Genomic DNA, 15,444 nt, shown 5'->3' on the forward strand with positions numbered 1-15,444 from the left:
GATACCAGGCGGAACGGGCCCTCCCGCCCCCCGCGGATGGACGTGCGGGTCACGGGCGACGATCTGCGCACCCGCACCGCGCGCGAACGAACGCAGACGCGCCTGCTGGGTGTGTCCGCCGGTTTCTGCGTGCTGTTCGGCGCCGTGGCGCTGAAGCTGGCGGCCGCCACCGTCCTCATGCCGATGGCGCCCGAACGGCGGCAGATCGCCCCGCAGGTCCCCGACATCCCCAAAAGCGACCCCAAGGGCATGATGGCCGGCGATTTCGCGTTGCCGCAGGTCCATCGCGCCTCGATCATCGACCGCAATGGCCAGGTCCTGGCCATTTCGCTGCCGGTGGCCCAGGTCTACGCCAACCCCCAGGAAATGATCGAACCCGAGGACGCGGCGCGCAAGCTCAAGACCGTCCTGCCCACGCTGGACGTGACCGAGACGATCCGCCGCCTGTCGACCAAAAAACAGTTCATCTACCTGGCGCGCGACATCACGCCGATGCAGGAAGTCGCGATCAATAATCTGGGGATTCCCGGAATCTATTTCGAACCGGGCGAGCGGCGTCATTATCCGCTGGGCAAGGTGGCCAGCCACATCCTGGGCGCGGTCGACATCGACGATCACGGCGTCGCCGGGGTGGAACGCTTCCTGGACAAGCGCCTGGATGGCGACCGCACGCCCTTGCGCCTGTCGCTGGACGTGCGGATCGAGGCCGTGGTGCGCGACGAACTGGCGGCGGCCAAGGACACGTTCCAGGCCATCGGCGCCAGCGCCATCGTCATGGACGTCAACACCGGCGAGATCGTCGCCATGGTCAGCCTGCCGGACTACGACGCCAACGATTTCGGCCGCGCCGACCCCGACGCGCGCTTCAACCGTGCCGTCACCGGCATGTACGAACCCGGTTCGACCTTCAAGCTCCAGACCGCCGCGATGGCCCTGCAACTGGGCGTCGCCCATATCTGGGACCGGTTTTCCAGCGTCCCCATCCATATCGGCCGCTTCACCATCTCGGACATGAAGTCGGACCATTTCTCACCGTGGCTGTCCCTGACCGAGGTGATGGCCTATTCGTCCAACCCTGCGGCGGCGCATATCGCGCTGGATGTCGGCGCCCAGCGGCAGCAGGACTGGCTGCGCGCCATGGGGTTCTTCGCGCCGGTACCGATCGAACTTCCGGAATCGGCCCACCCCATCGTGCCCGCCCTGCGCAACTGGGGCATCGCCACGGTCATGACGGTGGGGTTCGGCCATGGCATGGCCGAGCCGCCTCTGGCGATCGTGCGCGGCACCGCCGCGACGGTGAATGGCGGCATCCTGGTCCGTCCGACCCTGCTGTCACGCGACGCGGCGCCTGCGGAGAGCGGCCCGCAGGCCACGCTGGCCAGCCTGGGCCCGCAGACCGCCCAGCCCGGCGCCCTGCCGGCCACCGCACCGGATGCCGCATCAGATGCCGTGCCCGCGCCGGAAGGCCGCCGTGTGATCTCGCCCGAAAATTCGGCGCTGCTGCGGCGCATGCTGCGCCTGGACGTGACCAAGGGCACCGGCAAGACGGCCGAATCCCCCGGCTATTTCGTTGGCGGCAAGACCGGTACCGCCGAGAAGATCGGCCCGCACGGCGGCTATCTGAAACATGTCAACATCGCGGCTTTTACTGGAATCTTCCCGATGAACGCACCGCATTACGCGGTCTATGTCATGCTCGACAGCCCCAAGGCCACGCCGCAGACCCATGGCTGGACGACAGCGGCATGGAACGCCGCGCCCACTGTGTCGAAGATCGTGACGCGCATCGGCCCGATGCTGGGCCTGTTCCCCGATACGGCCAACGCGCAGGCCGTGGACGACGCGTTGGCCATTCCCATGGAACCGGCGGTGCCGCGCGGTTATCGCCCGCTGGGGCCGGGCAACGATCCGGGCGATCCGCGCAACCTGCCGAAACCCGAGAAGAAAGGCCGCCGGCATGGCGACCTGACGGTGGCCGATGCCCCGCCGCGTGCGCGCCTGCACACCGCGCGGGCCGAGCGGCCCGAACGCGCGGCCCCGGCCGATATCGCGGAGTCGCGCGGATGACCCGCCTGTTCCAGTTGCTGGCCAAGTCGGATTTTTCCATCGCGACCCCCGCCGACGCGGCCGATCCGGCGATTTCGGGCGTCACCGCCGACAGCCGCCGCGTCGGGCCGGGCACGCTGTTCGTCGCCATTCCCGGCACCCGGGCCGACGGCCGCGCCTTCATTCCCGCCGCCGTCGCCGCCGGGGCGGCCGCGATTATCGCCCCGCGCGACACCGTCTGGCCGGTGGACGTGCCGGCGCGCCCGCTGATCCGGGTGGACGACCCACGCCAGGCCCTGGCGCGTCTGGCGGCGTCGTTCGCCGGGGCCCAGCCCGGGCATGTGGTCGCCGTCACCGGCACCAACGGCAAGACCAGCACCGTCGATTTCCTGCGCCAGATCTGGACGCATCAGGCGCGCCAGGCCGCCAGCATCGGCACGCTGGGCCTGATCGCCGGCGTTCCCCTGCCCGATTGCGGCCCGGCGCTGACCACCCCGGACAGCGTCGGGCTGGCGACCGCCCTGGCCGCGATGGCGCAAGGCGGCGTCACCGACGTCGCGATCGAGGCCTCGTCGCACGGACTGGAGCAGTGCCGCCTGGACGGGCTGCGCCTCGCGGCCGCGGGCTTCACCAACCTGACGCGCGACCATCTGGATTATCATGGCACGCTGGACGCCTATCGCGCCGCCAAGCTGCGCCTGTTCGACACGCTGCTGCCCGAAGGCGCGCTGGCCGCCGCCAACGCGGACATGGACGGCGCGACACTGGACGCGCTGCGCGACGTCGCGACCCGCCGCCGGCTGAACTTGCGTCTGGTCGGCGAGGCCGGCGACGCGATCCGCCTGCTGGACAGCAGCCCGCTGCCGGAAGGCCAGCACCTGCGGGTAGCGGTGGGCGGCACGGTGCGCGACATCGTCCTGGCGCTACCCGGCCGATTCCAGGCCGACAACGCCCTGCTGGCCGCCGCCCTGGCCGCGCCGGGGGCCGAAGGGCTGGCGCGTGCGATCGATGCACTGTCGGCCTTGACCGGCGTGCGCGGCCGGATGGAGCGCGCCGCCCTGCTGCCGAACGGGGCGGCGGCCTATGTCGATTATGCCCATACACCCGACGCGCTGGCGCGGCTGCTGGACGCGCTGCGGCCGCATGCGACGGGCCGGCTGATCGCCGTCTTCGGCGCCGGCGGGGACCGCGATCGCGGCAAGCGCCCCCTGATGGGCCAGGAGGCGACGCGGCGCGCCGACATCGCCATCGTGACCGACGACAACCCCCGCACCGAGGATCCGGCCTTCATCCGGGGCGAGGTCCTGGCCGGCGCCCCCGGCGCCCTGGACATCGGCGACCGTGCCCGCGCCATCGCCGAGGGCCTGTCGATGCTGCGCGCCGGCGACGTGCTGGTCGTCGCCGGCAAGGGCCACGAACAGGGCCAGACCATCGGGACCACGACCCTGCCGTTCGACGACGTGTCGGTCATCCGCCATCTGGCCGGCGTGCCGGCATGACCGTGTTGTGGACCCGTGACGCCTTGCAAGCGGCGACAGGCGGCACGTTCGCAGGCGACACCGCCATCGCCGCGACCGGCGTGTCGATCGATACCCGCACCCTGGCGCCGGGCGACCTGTTCATCGCCCTGGTCGGCGAGGCCAGCGACGGCCACGCCCATGTCCGCACGGCGCTGGACAAGGGCGCCGCCGCCGTGCTGGTGCATGATGCCACCGGCATCGACGATCCGCGCCTGCTGCGCGTGGCCGACACGATGACGGCCCTGCACGACCTGGGCCGCTTTGCCCGCGCGCGCTTCGGCGGGCGCATGATCGCCGTCACCGGCAGCGTGGGCAAGACCACGACCAAGGACATGCTGCGCCTGGCGCTGGCGGCCATCGGCCCGACCCATGGTGCGGTCGCGTCCTACAACAACCATTGGGGCGTCCCGCTGACCCTGGCGCGGCTGCCGGCCGACGCGATGTTCTGCGTGGCCGAGGCCGGAATGAACCATCCGGGCGAAATCGCACCGCTGGCCGCCCTGATCCGGCCCGAGGTCGCGATCGTCACCACCATCGCCGGGGCGCATCTGGGCCATATGGGCAGCCTGGACGCCATCGCACTGGAAAAATCCGACCTGATCGCGGCGTTGCCGCCCGGCGGCACGGCCATCGTCCCCGACGACGCGACCGGCCTGCCCGTCTTCGCCGAACGGGCGGCGCAGGCAGGCGCGCGCCTGTGGACCAGCGGCGCGCAACCGGGCAGCGATGCCCGCCTGTCCGACCTGCGGCTGGCCGCCGACGGCAGCGACTTCACTGTTACCCTCAGCAACACCATGGGCGGCCGGCCGATGCCGGTCCGGCTGAACGCGCCGGGGCGGCATCTGGCGCGCAACGCCACGACGGCCCTGGCGGCCGTCGCGGCGCTGGGCGCGGATGTCGCCCGTGCCGCCACAACGCTGGCCGATTTCCGGCCCGGATCGGGGCGCGGCGCGCTGGCGTCCATCCTGGACGGCCGGGCCGCCCTGCTGGACGAAAGCTACAATGCCTCCACCCTGTCCATCCGCGCGTCGCTCGCGGTACTGGGCCTGCTGCCCGCCGCGCGGCGGGTGGCGGTGCTGGGCGATATTCGCGAACTCGGCGCCTTCGCCCGCGCCGAACATGAATCCCTCCTTCCCGCCCTCCTTGACAATGCGGACCTCGTTTTCTGCGCCGGCCCCAATATGAAATATCTGTTTGACCTGACCCCTCCCTCCCGCCGGGGCGCATGGGCGCCCGATGCGGCGACGCTCGCGCCTCTGGTCCGTGACGCGCTCGGCCAGGACGATGTCGTCCTGGTCAAGGGCAGCCTCGGCAGCCGCATGCGCGACGTCGTCGCCGTCCTTTCGGCGCGAGGCGCGGCCTGATGCTGTACAACCTGATCCAGCATCACGCCGCGGCCCACGTCTCCATCCTGAACCTGTTCCGCTACATCACCTTTCGCGCCGGGTCGGCGTGCCTGACGGCGCTGCTGATCTCGCTGGTGCTGGGCAACCCGCTGATCGCGCAACTGCGCCGGATCCAGCGCGAAGGCCAGCCGATCCGCGCCCTGGGGCCGGAACGGCATATCCTGGAAAAGGCAGGCACCCCCACCATGGGCGGCGTACTGATCCTGGCCGCCCTGTTCGGCTCAACCCTGCTGTGGGCCGACCTGACCAGCGGCTATGTCTGGGCGGTGCTGCTGGTCACGCTGTGCTTCGGCGCCGTGGGGTTCGCCGACGATTACCTGAAGCTGTCGCGCCGCAACACGGCGGGCGTATCCAAGCGGATGCGCCTGGGCTGCGAATTCGCGGCGTCGCTGGTCGGCGGTTTCTGGCTGCAAAGCCTGATGCCCGCCGACCTGGCCAACCATCTGGCCTTCCCCTTCCTGAAGGACTGGCTGCTGCCGCTGGGCTTCGCCTTCCCGCTGTTCGCCATGATCACGATCACGGGCTTCGGCAACGCGGTCAATTTCACCGACGGGCTGGACGGGCTGGCCATCGTGCCGGTGGTGATCGCAGCCCTGGTGTTCGCGCTGATCGCCTATCTGGTCGGCAACCATGTCTTCGCCGATTACCTGCAACTGCACGCCGTGCCGGGGACGGGGGAGCTGTGCGTCTTCTGCTCGGCCCTGGTGGGGGCCGGCCTGGGCTTCCTGTGGTTCAACGCGCCGCCGGCCGCCGTGTTCATGGGCGACACGGGGTCGCTGTCGCTGGGCGGCGCGCTGGGCGCGGTCGCGGTCGCGGTGAAGCACGAGCTGGTGCTGTGCATCGTCGGCGGCCTGTTCGTGGTCGAAACCCTGTCGGTCATCATCCAGGTCTTCTGGTTCCGCCGCACCGGACGGCGGGTGTTCCTGATGGCGCCGCTGCACCATCATTTCGAAAAGAAGGGCTGGCAGGAACCGAAGATCGTGATCCGGTTCTGGATCGTCTCCATCGTCCTGGGGCTGTGTGGCCTTGCCACGCTGAAGCTGCGATGACCGCCTTCCCCCCCGACCTGTTCGCCGGACGCCGCTTCGCGGTCCTGGGCCTGGGCCGCAACGGCGCGCCCGCCGTCCGCGCGCTGGTCGCGATGGGGGCCCGGGTCCAGGCCTGGGACGACGGCCCCGCCGCCCGCGCGGCGGTGGACGATGTCGCCGGCGTCGGGGTGGCGCCGTTCGATACGCTGGCAGGGTTCGACGCGCTGGTGCTGTCGCCCGGCATCGCGCATGTGCTGCCCCAGCCCCATCCCGTCGCCCTGATGGCGCGCCAGGCCGCTATCCCCATCCTGTCGGACGCGGAACTGCTGTTCCAGGCCGTGCGCCGGGCAGGATCGCGCGCGCGCTTCGCCGGCATCACCGGCACGAACGGCAAATCCACCACCACTGCGCTGCTGGCCCATATTCTGCTGGCCTGCGGCATTCCGGTCGCGGCCGGCGGCAATCTGGGCCCGGCCGCCTTGTCGCTGCCGCTGCTGCCCGACGACGGCGTGTATGTGCTGGAAATGTCGTCCTACATGCTCGAACGGCTGCACAGCCTGCGCTTCGACGCCGCGTGCCTGCTGAACCTGACGCCGGACCATCTGGACCGCCACGGCGACATGGACGGCTACCGGCGTGCCAAGCTGCACATCTTCGACCGGCAGACAGCGGACGACCTGGCGGTGATCGGCACTGACGACGTTTCGGATACGGCGCTGCGCGACGAACTGGCGGCGCAGGGCATTCCGACGATGACCGTGTCCGGCACCGTGGCCGCCGACCTGACCGGCGCGGGCGGCCTGCTGCGCGACGGTGCCGGCCCGATCGCGACCCTGGCCGACGCCCCTTCCCTGCCCGGCGCCCATAATGCGGAAAACGCGGCGGCCGCCGTGGTCATGGCGCTGTCGCTGGGCGCGCCGCGCGCGGACATCGCCGCCGCCCTGCGCAGTTTCCCCGGCCTGGCGCACCGGCAGAAGCTGATCGACACCATCGACGGTATCCGCTTCGTCGACGACAGCAAGGCGACGAACGCCGACGCGGCGTCGCGGGCGCTGGGATGCTACGACCGGCTGGTCTGGATCGCCGGCGGCACCGCCAAGGCCGGCGGGATCGAGGATCTGGCGCCGTTCTTCCCCCGCATCGCGCATGCCTTCCTGATCGGCCGGGACGCCGCCGGACTGGCCCGGACGCTGGCCGCGCATGGCGTGCCGCACACCATCGCCGAGACGCTGGACCGCGCGGTGCCCGGCGCCTTCGCCGCCGCGCGCGCGGGCCATGTGCCGGCGGTTCTGCTGTCGCCCGCCTGCGCCAGCTTCGACCAGTTCAGAAGTTTCGAGCATCGCGGCCAGCATTTCGCGGACTTGGTCCGCAAGCTGCATCCGACAGGGGAGACCGAATGATGGCCGGCATGTCGCGCGTCGACACGTCCTATCTCGCGCGCTGGTGGCGCAATGTCGACCGGGTGACGCTGTGCTGCGTCGGCGTGCTGATCGGCTTCGGCTACGTGCTGATGCTGGCGGCAAGCCCCGCGGTCGCCACCCGCATCGGCGCGTCGCGCGACATGTTCATCCTGAAGCAGGTGGTCTTCCTGACTCTGGCGGGGCTGATCGTGACGGGTACGTCGCTGCTCTCGCCCCGGGGGGTCAGGCGGCTGGCGGCCGTGGGGTTCGTCCTGGCCGTCGCCGCCACCGCGCTGACGCTGGTCCATGGGGTGGAGATCAAGGGTGCCCGGCGCTGGATCGCCCTGCCGATGATGTCGGTCCAGCCGTCGGAATTCCTCAAGCCCTGCTTCGCCGTCGTCACCGCGTGGCTGCTGACCGAACGCCGCACGCGTCGCCTGTTCCCCGGCATGCCCATCGCGCTGGGCCTGTTCGCCGCCATCCTGCTGCTGCTGAAATCGCAGCCCGACATCGGCATGCTCAGCGTCATCACCACCGTCTTCCTGGCGCAGCTGTTCATCGACGGGCTGAACCTGTTTTTCGTCGGCGCCGGCGTCGGCTGCATGATCGCGGCGTTCCTGGGCGCCTACATGGTGTTTCCGCATGTGCGCTCGCGCGTGGAACGCTTCCTGCACCCCAATGTCGGCGATCATTACCAGATCGACACCGCACTGCGCGCCTTCGGCAACGGCGGCCTGATGGGACGCGGCCCCGGCGAAGGCCGGGTGAAGGACCTGCTGCCCGACGCGCACGCCGATTTCGTCTTCGCCGTCGCGGGCGAGGAATTCGGCATGCTGATCTGCCTGTTCATCATCGGCGTGTTCTGCCTGATCGTCGTGCGGACCCTGCTGAAACTGCTGCGCGAGGACGATCCGTTCGTCGTGGTGGCCTCGACCGGGCTCATCACGGGCTTCGGCCTGCAGGCCTTCGTCAACATGGGCTCCACCCTGCATCTGATCCCGACCAAGGGCATGACCCTGCCGTTCATTTCCTATGGCGGGTCGTCGGCGATGTCGGTGGCGCTGACCATCGGCATGGTGCTGGCCCTGACGCGCCACCGCGTGGGCGAAAGCCGGATTCCGCGCGGCCGCGTGGCCCCGATCCCTGCCCCGGGGCTGCGAAGGGCCACGGCATGAGCGCGCATCCGGATATCGCCACGGGCCGCCGCCCGATCGTCATCGCCGCCGGGGGAACCGGCGGCCATTTCATCCCCGCCGAGGCCCTGGCACGGGAACTGGCGTCGCGCGGCCACGCCATCGCGCTGATGACCGACCGCCGCGCCGGCCAACGGACCGAGGGCGTGTTCGCCGGTGGCCCGCAATTCGTCCTGCCGGGGGCCGGCATCGCCGGGCGCGGCCTGTCGCGCGGCCTGCGCGCCGCCGTGGCGCTGGCGCGCGGCGCGGTGCAGGCGCGGGCGATCCTGCGTCGGCTGGATGCCGCGGCGGTGGTCGGGTTCGGCGGCTACCCGTCGGTCCCGCCGCTGCTGGGCGCGCGCCTGCTGGGCCGGACACGGCCGCTGATCTTCATCCACGAAGGCAACGCGGTGCTGGGGCAGGCCAACGCGATGCTGGCGCGCTTCGCCGACGGCATCGCGACCTCGTTCGCGCGGGTCGCCCGGCTGCCGGCCGGGGCCGCGCCGGCGCTGACCGGCATGCCGGTGCGCGATGCGATCGCGGCCCTGCACGACCAGCCCTATGTCCCGCCGGGCGAGGCCGTGCGGCTGCTGGTCTGGGGCGGGTCGCTGGGCGCGCGGGTGTTCAGCGACGTCGTGCCCGCCGCCCTCGCGCTGCTGCCGGCCCCCCATCGCGCGCGCCTGCACGTCACCCAGCAGGCCCGCGCCGAGGATGTCGATCGGGTCCGCGCCGCCTATGCGGACCTGGGCATCCCGGCCACGGTCTCGCCGTTCTTTTCGGACGTGGCCGGGCTGCTGGGGGCCGCGCATCTGGTGATCGGGCGCGCGGGCGGTTCGTCGGTCGCGGAACTGGCCGATGCGGGGCGCCCCGCCATCCTGGTGCCGCTGCCGATCGCGGCCAGCGACGAACAGGGCGCCAACGCCGCCGCCCTGGTCGAGGCCGGCGCCGCCTGGATGATCCGCCAGCCCGATTTCACCCCCCCGGCCCTGGCGGCGCGGATCGGCGCCCTGCTGGACGAACCGGACGGCCTGGCCGCCGCCGCCCGCGCCGCCCGCACCCTTGCCCGCCCCGATGCCGCGCGCCTGTTCGCCGACCTGATCGAAGGATGCTTGCATCCGCAGCCCCGCCCCGCCTATCCGACAGGCGCGAAGACGGAGACCCACGCATGAGAGCCCTGCCCCTTTCCATCGGCACCATCCATTTCGTCGGGATCGGCGGCATCGGCATGTCCGGCATCGCCGAGGTGCTGCACATGCTGGGCTATGCCGTCCAGGGCTCGGACATCGCCGAGAATGCCAATGTGCTGCGCCTACGCGCGGCCGGCATCGCGGTGACCATCGGCCATGACGCCGCCAATCTGGGCGCGGCCCAGGTCGTGGTGACATCGACCGCCGTCCGCCGCGACAACCCCGAAGTGGTGGCGGCGCGCGCGCGCCTGATCCCCGTCGTCCGCCGGGCCGAAATGCTGGCCGAGCTGATGCGCCTGCGCTGGTCGGTGGCCGTCGGCGGCACCCACGGCAAGACGACGACGACCAGCCTGGTCGCCGCCGTGCTGGAAGCCGCCCACCTGGACCCCACCGTCATCAACGGCGGCATCATCGAGGCGTACGGCACCAACACCCGCATGGGCTCGGGCGACTGGATGGTGGTCGAGGCCGACGAAAGCGACGGATCCTTCCTGCGCCTGCCCTCGGTCATCACCGTGGTCACCAACATGGACCCCGAGCATCTGGACCATTGGGGCACGGCCGAGGCAATGCAGGCCGCGTACGACCAGTTCGTGTCCAACATCCCGTTCTACGGCTTCGCGGTCCTGTGCATCGACCATCCGGCGGTGCAGCAGATGATCCCCCGCCTGTCGGACCACCGGATCGTCACCTACGGCTTCTCGCCCCAGGCCGACATCCGCGCGGAAAAGATCATCACCGACAAGCTGGGCGCGACGTTCGAGGTCGTGGTGACCAACCGCACCCGCAACCGCACCCGCCGCGCCGGGCCGTTCCGCCTGCCGATGCTGGGCCATCACAACGTGCAGAACGCCCTGGCCGCGATCGCCGTGGGGGTGGAGATGGAAATCGACGACGCCACCATCCGCTCGGCCTTCGCCGGGTTCCGGGGCGTCAAGCGGCGGTTCACCCGCACGGGCGAAACCGGGGGCATCACCATCATCGACGATTACGGCCACCATCCGGTGGAAATCGCCGCCGTGCTGAAGGCCGCGCGGCAGGCGGGCGCGCGCAACGTCATCGCGGTGGTCCAGCCCCATCGCTATTCCCGCCTGCAAACCCTGTTCGGCGAGTTCTGCACCTGCATGAACGACGCCGGCACGGTGGTGGTGGCCGACGTCTACGCGGCGGGCGAGGCCCCGATCGCGGGCATAGACCGCGACGCGCTGGTCGAGGGCCTGCGCGAACGCGGCCATCGCTCGGTCGTGCCGCTGCCGGGCCCGGAACATCTGGCGGAAATGATCCACGCCGTCGCCCGCCCCGGCGATTTCGTCGTCTGCCTGGGTGCGGGAAACATCACCAACTGGGCGCAGGCCCTGCCGAAGGAACTCGCGGCCCTCCAGGCGCCGGCCAGCCCAGGGCGAAAGGGGGATTTCGCGGCATGATGGCGGGATTGCGCGCCCTGCTGCCGGACCTGCGCGGCCGCCTGGCCGACGACGCGCCGTTGGGTCCGCGCACCTGGTTCCGCGTCGGCGGGGCCGCCGAGGCGCTGCTGCAACCGGCCGACGCGCGGGATCTGGCCACCTGCCTGGGCCATTTGCCGCCCGACATGCCGGTGACCGTGCTCGGCGCGTGCTCCAACGTCATCGTGCGCGACGGCGGCATCGACGGGGTCGTCATCCGCCTGGGCCGCGGGTTCTCGGACATCGTGGTCGAGGACAACGGGCTGGTGGTCGGCGGCGCCTGCCTGGACATGACCGTTGCCGAACACGCGGCGGACGCCGGGCTGAAAGGCCTGGAATTCCTGGCCGGCATCCCCGGCTCGATCGGCGGGGCCGTGGCGATGAATGCCGGGGCCTACGGGTCGGACATCGCGACCGTACTGGATTGGGCCGACATCGTGACGCGCGACGGCAACGGCGTACGGCTGTCCGGGCCCGCGCTGGGCTTCGGCTATCGCCGTTCGGCCCTGCCGGCCGGGTCGGTCGTCACCCGCGCCCGCCTGCACGGCACCCCTGCCGCGCCGGCCGCCATCCGGCAGGCCATCGCCCAGATCCGCGACTCGCGCGAGGCCGCCCAGCCCACGCGGGCCCGGACCGGCGGGTCGACCTTCCGCAATCCCGACGCCGCGATCTCGGACCGCAAGGCGTGGGAACTGATCGACGCGGCGGGCTGCCGGGGCCTGACCCTGGGCGGCGCGCAGATCAGCGAGAAGCACTGCAATTTCATGCTCAACACCGGTTCGGCGACCGCCGCCGACCTGGAAACGCTGGGCGAGACCGTCCGCCGGCGCGTCCGCGAACGGACCGGCGTGACGCTGGACTGGGAAATCAAGCGGATCGGCCGCCCCGCCGCCCCGACGACAGGAGACGCGCCATGACCGCCCCGCACCCGGCCCGGAGCATCACCGTCCTGACCGGCGGCCTGTCCGCCGAACGCGAGGTCAGCCTGTCCAGCGGCCGGGGCATCAGCGCCGCCCTGCGCGAGGAAGGCTACGACGTCCGCGTGCTGGACGCCGGCACCGACCTGGGCGCCATCGTCGCCGACCTGACCGCCCACCGACCCGACGTCGTGTTCAACGCCCTGCACGGCCGCTTCGGCGAGGACGGGTCCATCCAGGGCGTGCTGGACTGGATGAACATCCCCTACACCCATTCCGGCGTCCGCGCGTCCGCGGTGGCGATGGACAAGGCCGCCGCCCGCGCGGTGTTCACCGCCGCCGGCCTGCCCGTCGCGGCGGGCGGCGTCATCGACATCGCCGATTTTCCGGCCGCCGACCCCCTGCCCACGCCCTACGTCATCAAGCCGCTGAACGAGGGGTCGTCGGTGGGGGTGGACATCGTGCGCCCGGGCTCCAACCGCCGCGCCGCCATCGCCGACGCCTGGACCTATGGCCCGAAGGCGCTGGTCGAGGAATTCATCCCCGGCCGCGAACTGACGGTGGGCGTGATGGGCGACCGGGCGCTGACGGTCACCGACATCACGCCCAACCCCGGCGCCGCGCACGAATTCTACGACTATGCCGCGAAATACCAGGAAGGTGGCTCGCGCCACGTCCTGCCCGCGCAGATCCATCCCGATGCGTTCGCCCAGGCCCTGCGCATCGCCGTCGTCGCGCACCAGGCACTTGGCTGTGCCGGCGCGTCGCGCACCGATTTCCGCTATGACGACACCGCCTGCGGCGACGGGCCGGGGCGGCTGGTGATCCTGGAGGTCAACACCCAGCCCGGCATGACCGCCACCTCGCTGCTGCCCGAACAGGCCAATGCCTGCGGCATTTCCTACGGCACGCTGTGCCGCTGGATGGTCGAGCACGCAACCTGCCGCACATGACGCGCCACGGGGACAATCGCAATGACCGGCCGTCACGGCTGTCGATCTTCGTCCGGCGGCAACGCCGGATGGTGCGGCCGGTCCTGCTTGTCCTCGTGCTGGCCGCCGGTGCAGTCGGCGCCGCCGCCGTGCTGCGCGACATGCGCTCCGAAGAGCGCTTCGCCCCGATCCGCGCGAAGCTGGTCAGCCTGCTGCCGCTGCGCATCACCGCGATCACCATCAGCGGCCGCAACCTGACGACCGAGGCCGCCTTGCAGGACGCGCTGGGCGTGCGGGTCGGCGATCCCGTGCTGGGCTTTTCCGTCGAGGCCGCCCGCCGGCGAATCGACGCGCTGCCCTTCGTCGACCGGTCGGTGGTCGAGCGGCATCTGCCCGGCACCATCGTGGTGCGCCTGACCGAACGCCGCCCCTTTGCCGTCTGGCAGAATCAGGGCCGCTTCATGCTGATCGACCGTGCCGGCGCCCAGGTGCGCGACCAGGGCATGACCGGCAAGGACGCGCAGGCGTTCCTTCAGCTGCCGCTGGTGGTCGGGCCGGACGCCAACGTCGCGGCGGCCGCCCTGTTCGACGCGCTGACCGCCCAACCGGTGGTCCAGAGCCATGTCACCGCCGCGATCCGCGTCGGCCAGCGCCGCTGGAACCTGCTGCTGCGCGACGGCACGACGGTCCTGCTGCCCGAGGGCGAGGAAATTCCGGCCCTGCGCCGCCTTGCCGATTTGCAGGCCGGCATGAAGCTGCTGGACCGCCCGGTCATCAGCATCGACATGCGCCTGCCGGACCGCCTGGTGGTGCAGCAGCCCCCCGCCGACGCCGCCCCCGGCCCCGACGGAAAGCCGGCCGCCGGCAAGACGGCCGACGGCGCGGCGCCCCCCACCGCCCCGAACCCGCCGCCCGCCGGCGCCGATCCCGCCCCACGGAGGCGCACATGAACGATCTGATCGTCGCCCCCCCGACCTCGGAGCAGACGCCGACGCGGCCCGCCCGCCGCCGCCGCGCGCGCCGCAAGGACCAGCAGACCGCCCTGGTGGCCGGCCCTGCGGGCGGCCGGGTCATCGCCCTGCCGCCGCCGGACGAACCGACGCCGCCGCGCATCTGGCGGCCGGGCACGTTCGGCGTGCTGGATATCGGGTCGACCAAGGTCATCTGCCTGATCGGCCGGGGCGAGCCCGACGGCACGCTGCGGGTGCTGGGCCATGGCTGGCGCCGGTCGCACGGCGTGAAGTCGGGCGGCATCGTCGATCTGCGCGCGGCCGAGGGCGCCATCCGCGCCGCCGTCGGCCAGGCCGAGGACGCGGCCGAACGGCGGCTGGACAAGATCTACGTCAACCTGTCCAGCGGCCACCCCGAAAGCCGCCTGTTCAACGTCCGCTGGCCGGTCGGCGGGCGCGAGATCACGGAAGCCGACGTCCGCCGCGTGGTCACCGAAGGGCGGATGCGCGCGATGAGCGAGGGCCGCTCGACCATCCATACGCTGCCGCTCGATTTCTCGGTGGACGAAACGGCCGGCGTCGCCGATCCACGCGGCCATCTGTGCGACCAGCTGACCTCACGGCTGCATGTCATCGACGCCTCGACCACCGCGCTGCGCAATCTGGAGACGGTGCTGTCGCGGGCCGAACTGAAGATCGAGGAACTGGTATCCGCCCCCCTCGCCTCGGGCCTGTCGGTGCTGGACGCCACCGAGCGCGACCTGGGCGTGACGGTGGTGGACATGGGCGGCGGCACGACCTCGATCGCCATCTTCGGCGAAGGGCAGCTGCTGCACACCGCCTGCCTGCCGGTGGGCGGGCAGCACGTCACCCGCGACATCGCGCATGTGCTGTCCACCTCCATCGACAGCGCGGAATGGCTCAAGACCATGTACGGCTCGGCCGAACTGTCCGCCGACGACGATCTGGACCTTCTGCCGGTGCAGCTGATCGGCGACGACGACCATCAATTCGTCAATATTTCCCGGTCCAAAGTCGTTTCGATCATTCGACCGCGAATCGAGGAAACGCTTGAAATGGTGCGCGACAGGCTGGAATCCGCCGGCGTGGGCCGAGCCACCGACGGGCGCGTGGTGCTGACGGGCGGCGCATCGCTGCTGGATGGCGTGGGCAACATGGCCGCGCGCATCCTCAACCGCCAGGTCCGCCTGGGCCGGCCGACCGGAATTCGCGGCCTGCCCGAAGACCCGGCGGCCTGGCCGTCCTTCGCCACGTCGGCCGGCCTGCTGGCCTGGGCGGCGGGCGGCGGCGGCGCGCTGGGCGACATCGATTTTTCCGAACCGCGCGCGCCAGGAATGCTGCGCCGCATCGTCGAATTCATACGCGACAGGGTATAGTAAAATCCTTCAGACTGTTGCCCTTAAAAACGCGCGAATCGGTAACC

The 15,444-nt window shown here is 71.3% G+C and carries 12 protein-coding genes; all 12 read left to right on the top strand.

Features of this window, described 5'->3' with window-relative positions; translation table 11 throughout:
* Positions 1-36: 36 nt before the first annotated feature.
* Genes HLH34_RS11430 through ftsA form a run of 12 tightly spaced genes read left to right on the top strand, consistent with a single transcriptional unit; the run spans position 37 to position 15,397 of the window.
* On the top strand, positions 37-2,067 hold the full coding sequence (locus HLH34_RS11430; protein ID WP_244959887.1) for a peptidoglycan D,D-transpeptidase FtsI family protein: 2,031 nt from the start codon (positions 37-39) through the stop codon (positions 2,065-2,067).
* Entirely contained in the window at positions 2,064-3,545 is a 1,482-nt protein-coding gene (locus HLH34_RS11435; protein WP_183119707.1) for a UDP-N-acetylmuramoyl-L-alanyl-D-glutamate--2,6-diaminopimelate ligase, read from the top strand. Before HLH34_RS11430 ends, HLH34_RS11435 begins: the two co-directional genes overlap by 4 nt.
* The gene (locus HLH34_RS11440; RefSeq protein ID WP_183119708.1) at positions 3,542-4,930 is read left to right on the top strand and encodes a UDP-N-acetylmuramoyl-tripeptide--D-alanyl-D-alanine ligase; all 1,389 of its coding nucleotides are present in this window, start codon (positions 3,542-3,544) and stop codon (positions 4,928-4,930) included. The genes HLH34_RS11435 and HLH34_RS11440 overlap by 4 nt, the downstream gene beginning before the upstream one ends.
* Complete coding sequence (gene mraY, locus HLH34_RS11445; protein ID WP_183119709.1) at positions 4,930-6,021, top strand: phospho-N-acetylmuramoyl-pentapeptide-transferase; 1,092 nt, start codon at positions 4,930-4,932, stop codon at positions 6,019-6,021. Before HLH34_RS11440 ends, mraY begins: the two co-directional genes overlap by 1 nt.
* Complete coding sequence (gene murD / locus HLH34_RS11450) at positions 6,018-7,400, top strand: UDP-N-acetylmuramoyl-L-alanine--D-glutamate ligase (protein WP_183119710.1); 1,383 nt, start codon at positions 6,018-6,020, stop codon at positions 7,398-7,400. Before mraY ends, murD begins: the two co-directional genes overlap by 4 nt.
* The gene (locus HLH34_RS11455; RefSeq protein WP_183119774.1) at positions 7,400-8,575 is read left to right on the top strand and encodes an FtsW/RodA/SpoVE family cell cycle protein; all 1,176 of its coding nucleotides are present in this window, start codon (positions 7,400-7,402) and stop codon (positions 8,573-8,575) included. Before murD ends, HLH34_RS11455 begins: the two co-directional genes overlap by 1 nt.
* Complete coding sequence (gene murG, locus HLH34_RS11460; RefSeq protein WP_183119711.1) at positions 8,572-9,741, top strand: undecaprenyldiphospho-muramoylpentapeptide beta-N-acetylglucosaminyltransferase; 1,170 nt, start codon at positions 8,572-8,574, stop codon at positions 9,739-9,741. Before HLH34_RS11455 ends, murG begins: the two co-directional genes overlap by 4 nt.
* Positions 9,738-11,183: a UDP-N-acetylmuramate--L-alanine ligase gene (murC, locus tag HLH34_RS11465; RefSeq protein ID WP_183119712.1), complete on the top strand. Its 1,446-nt coding sequence runs from the start codon at positions 9,738-9,740 to the stop codon at positions 11,181-11,183. The genes murG and murC overlap by 4 nt, the downstream gene beginning before the upstream one ends.
* Complete coding sequence (murB, locus tag HLH34_RS11470; protein ID WP_183119713.1) at positions 11,180-12,118, top strand: UDP-N-acetylmuramate dehydrogenase; 939 nt, start codon at positions 11,180-11,182, stop codon at positions 12,116-12,118. The genes murC and murB overlap by 4 nt, the downstream gene beginning before the upstream one ends.
* Complete coding sequence (locus HLH34_RS11475) at positions 12,115-13,071, top strand: D-alanine--D-alanine ligase (RefSeq protein WP_183119714.1); 957 nt, start codon at positions 12,115-12,117, stop codon at positions 13,069-13,071. Before murB ends, HLH34_RS11475 begins: the two co-directional genes overlap by 4 nt.
* On the top strand, positions 13,068-14,000 hold the full coding sequence (locus HLH34_RS11480) for a cell division protein FtsQ/DivIB (RefSeq protein ID WP_183119715.1): 933 nt from the start codon (positions 13,068-13,070) through the stop codon (positions 13,998-14,000). Before HLH34_RS11475 ends, HLH34_RS11480 begins: the two co-directional genes overlap by 4 nt.
* Complete coding sequence (ftsA, locus tag HLH34_RS11485; RefSeq protein WP_183119716.1) at positions 13,997-15,397, top strand: cell division protein FtsA; 1,401 nt, start codon at positions 13,997-13,999, stop codon at positions 15,395-15,397. The genes HLH34_RS11480 and ftsA overlap by 4 nt, the downstream gene beginning before the upstream one ends.
* Positions 15,398-15,444: the final 47 nt, after the last annotated feature.

The organism is Gluconacetobacter azotocaptans (genome assembly GCF_014174355.1).
Taxonomy (GTDB): Bacteria; Pseudomonadota; Alphaproteobacteria; order Acetobacterales; family Acetobacteraceae; genus Gluconacetobacter; species Gluconacetobacter azotocaptans.

Excerpts from the sequence above, each read along its gene's own strand:
- HLH34_RS11430 (WP_244959887.1), top strand. The coding sequence starts at position 37 with ATGGACGTGCGGGTCACGGGCGACGATCTGCGCACCCGCACCGCGCGC.
- HLH34_RS11435 (WP_183119707.1), top strand. The coding sequence starts at position 2,064 with ATGACCCGCCTGTTCCAGTTGCTGGCCAAGTCGGATTTTTCCATCGCG.
- HLH34_RS11440 (WP_183119708.1), top strand. The coding sequence starts at position 3,542 with ATGACCGTGTTGTGGACCCGTGACGCCTTGCAAGCGGCGACAGGCGGC.
- mraY (WP_183119709.1), top strand. The coding sequence starts at position 4,930 with ATGCTGTACAACCTGATCCAGCATCACGCCGCGGCCCACGTCTCCATC.
- murD (WP_183119710.1), top strand. The coding sequence starts at position 6,018 with ATGACCGCCTTCCCCCCCGACCTGTTCGCCGGACGCCGCTTCGCGGTC.
- HLH34_RS11455 (WP_183119774.1), top strand. The coding sequence starts at position 7,400 with ATGGCCGGCATGTCGCGCGTCGACACGTCCTATCTCGCGCGCTGGTGG.
- murG (WP_183119711.1), top strand. The coding sequence starts at position 8,572 with ATGAGCGCGCATCCGGATATCGCCACGGGCCGCCGCCCGATCGTCATC.
- murC (WP_183119712.1), top strand. The coding sequence starts at position 9,738 with ATGAGAGCCCTGCCCCTTTCCATCGGCACCATCCATTTCGTCGGGATC.
- murB (WP_183119713.1), top strand. The coding sequence starts at position 11,180 with ATGATGGCGGGATTGCGCGCCCTGCTGCCGGACCTGCGCGGCCGCCTG.
- HLH34_RS11475 (WP_183119714.1), top strand. The coding sequence starts at position 12,115 with ATGACCGCCCCGCACCCGGCCCGGAGCATCACCGTCCTGACCGGCGGC.
- HLH34_RS11480 (WP_183119715.1), top strand. The coding sequence starts at position 13,068 with ATGACGCGCCACGGGGACAATCGCAATGACCGGCCGTCACGGCTGTCG.
- ftsA (WP_183119716.1), top strand. The coding sequence starts at position 13,997 with ATGAACGATCTGATCGTCGCCCCCCCGACCTCGGAGCAGACGCCGACG.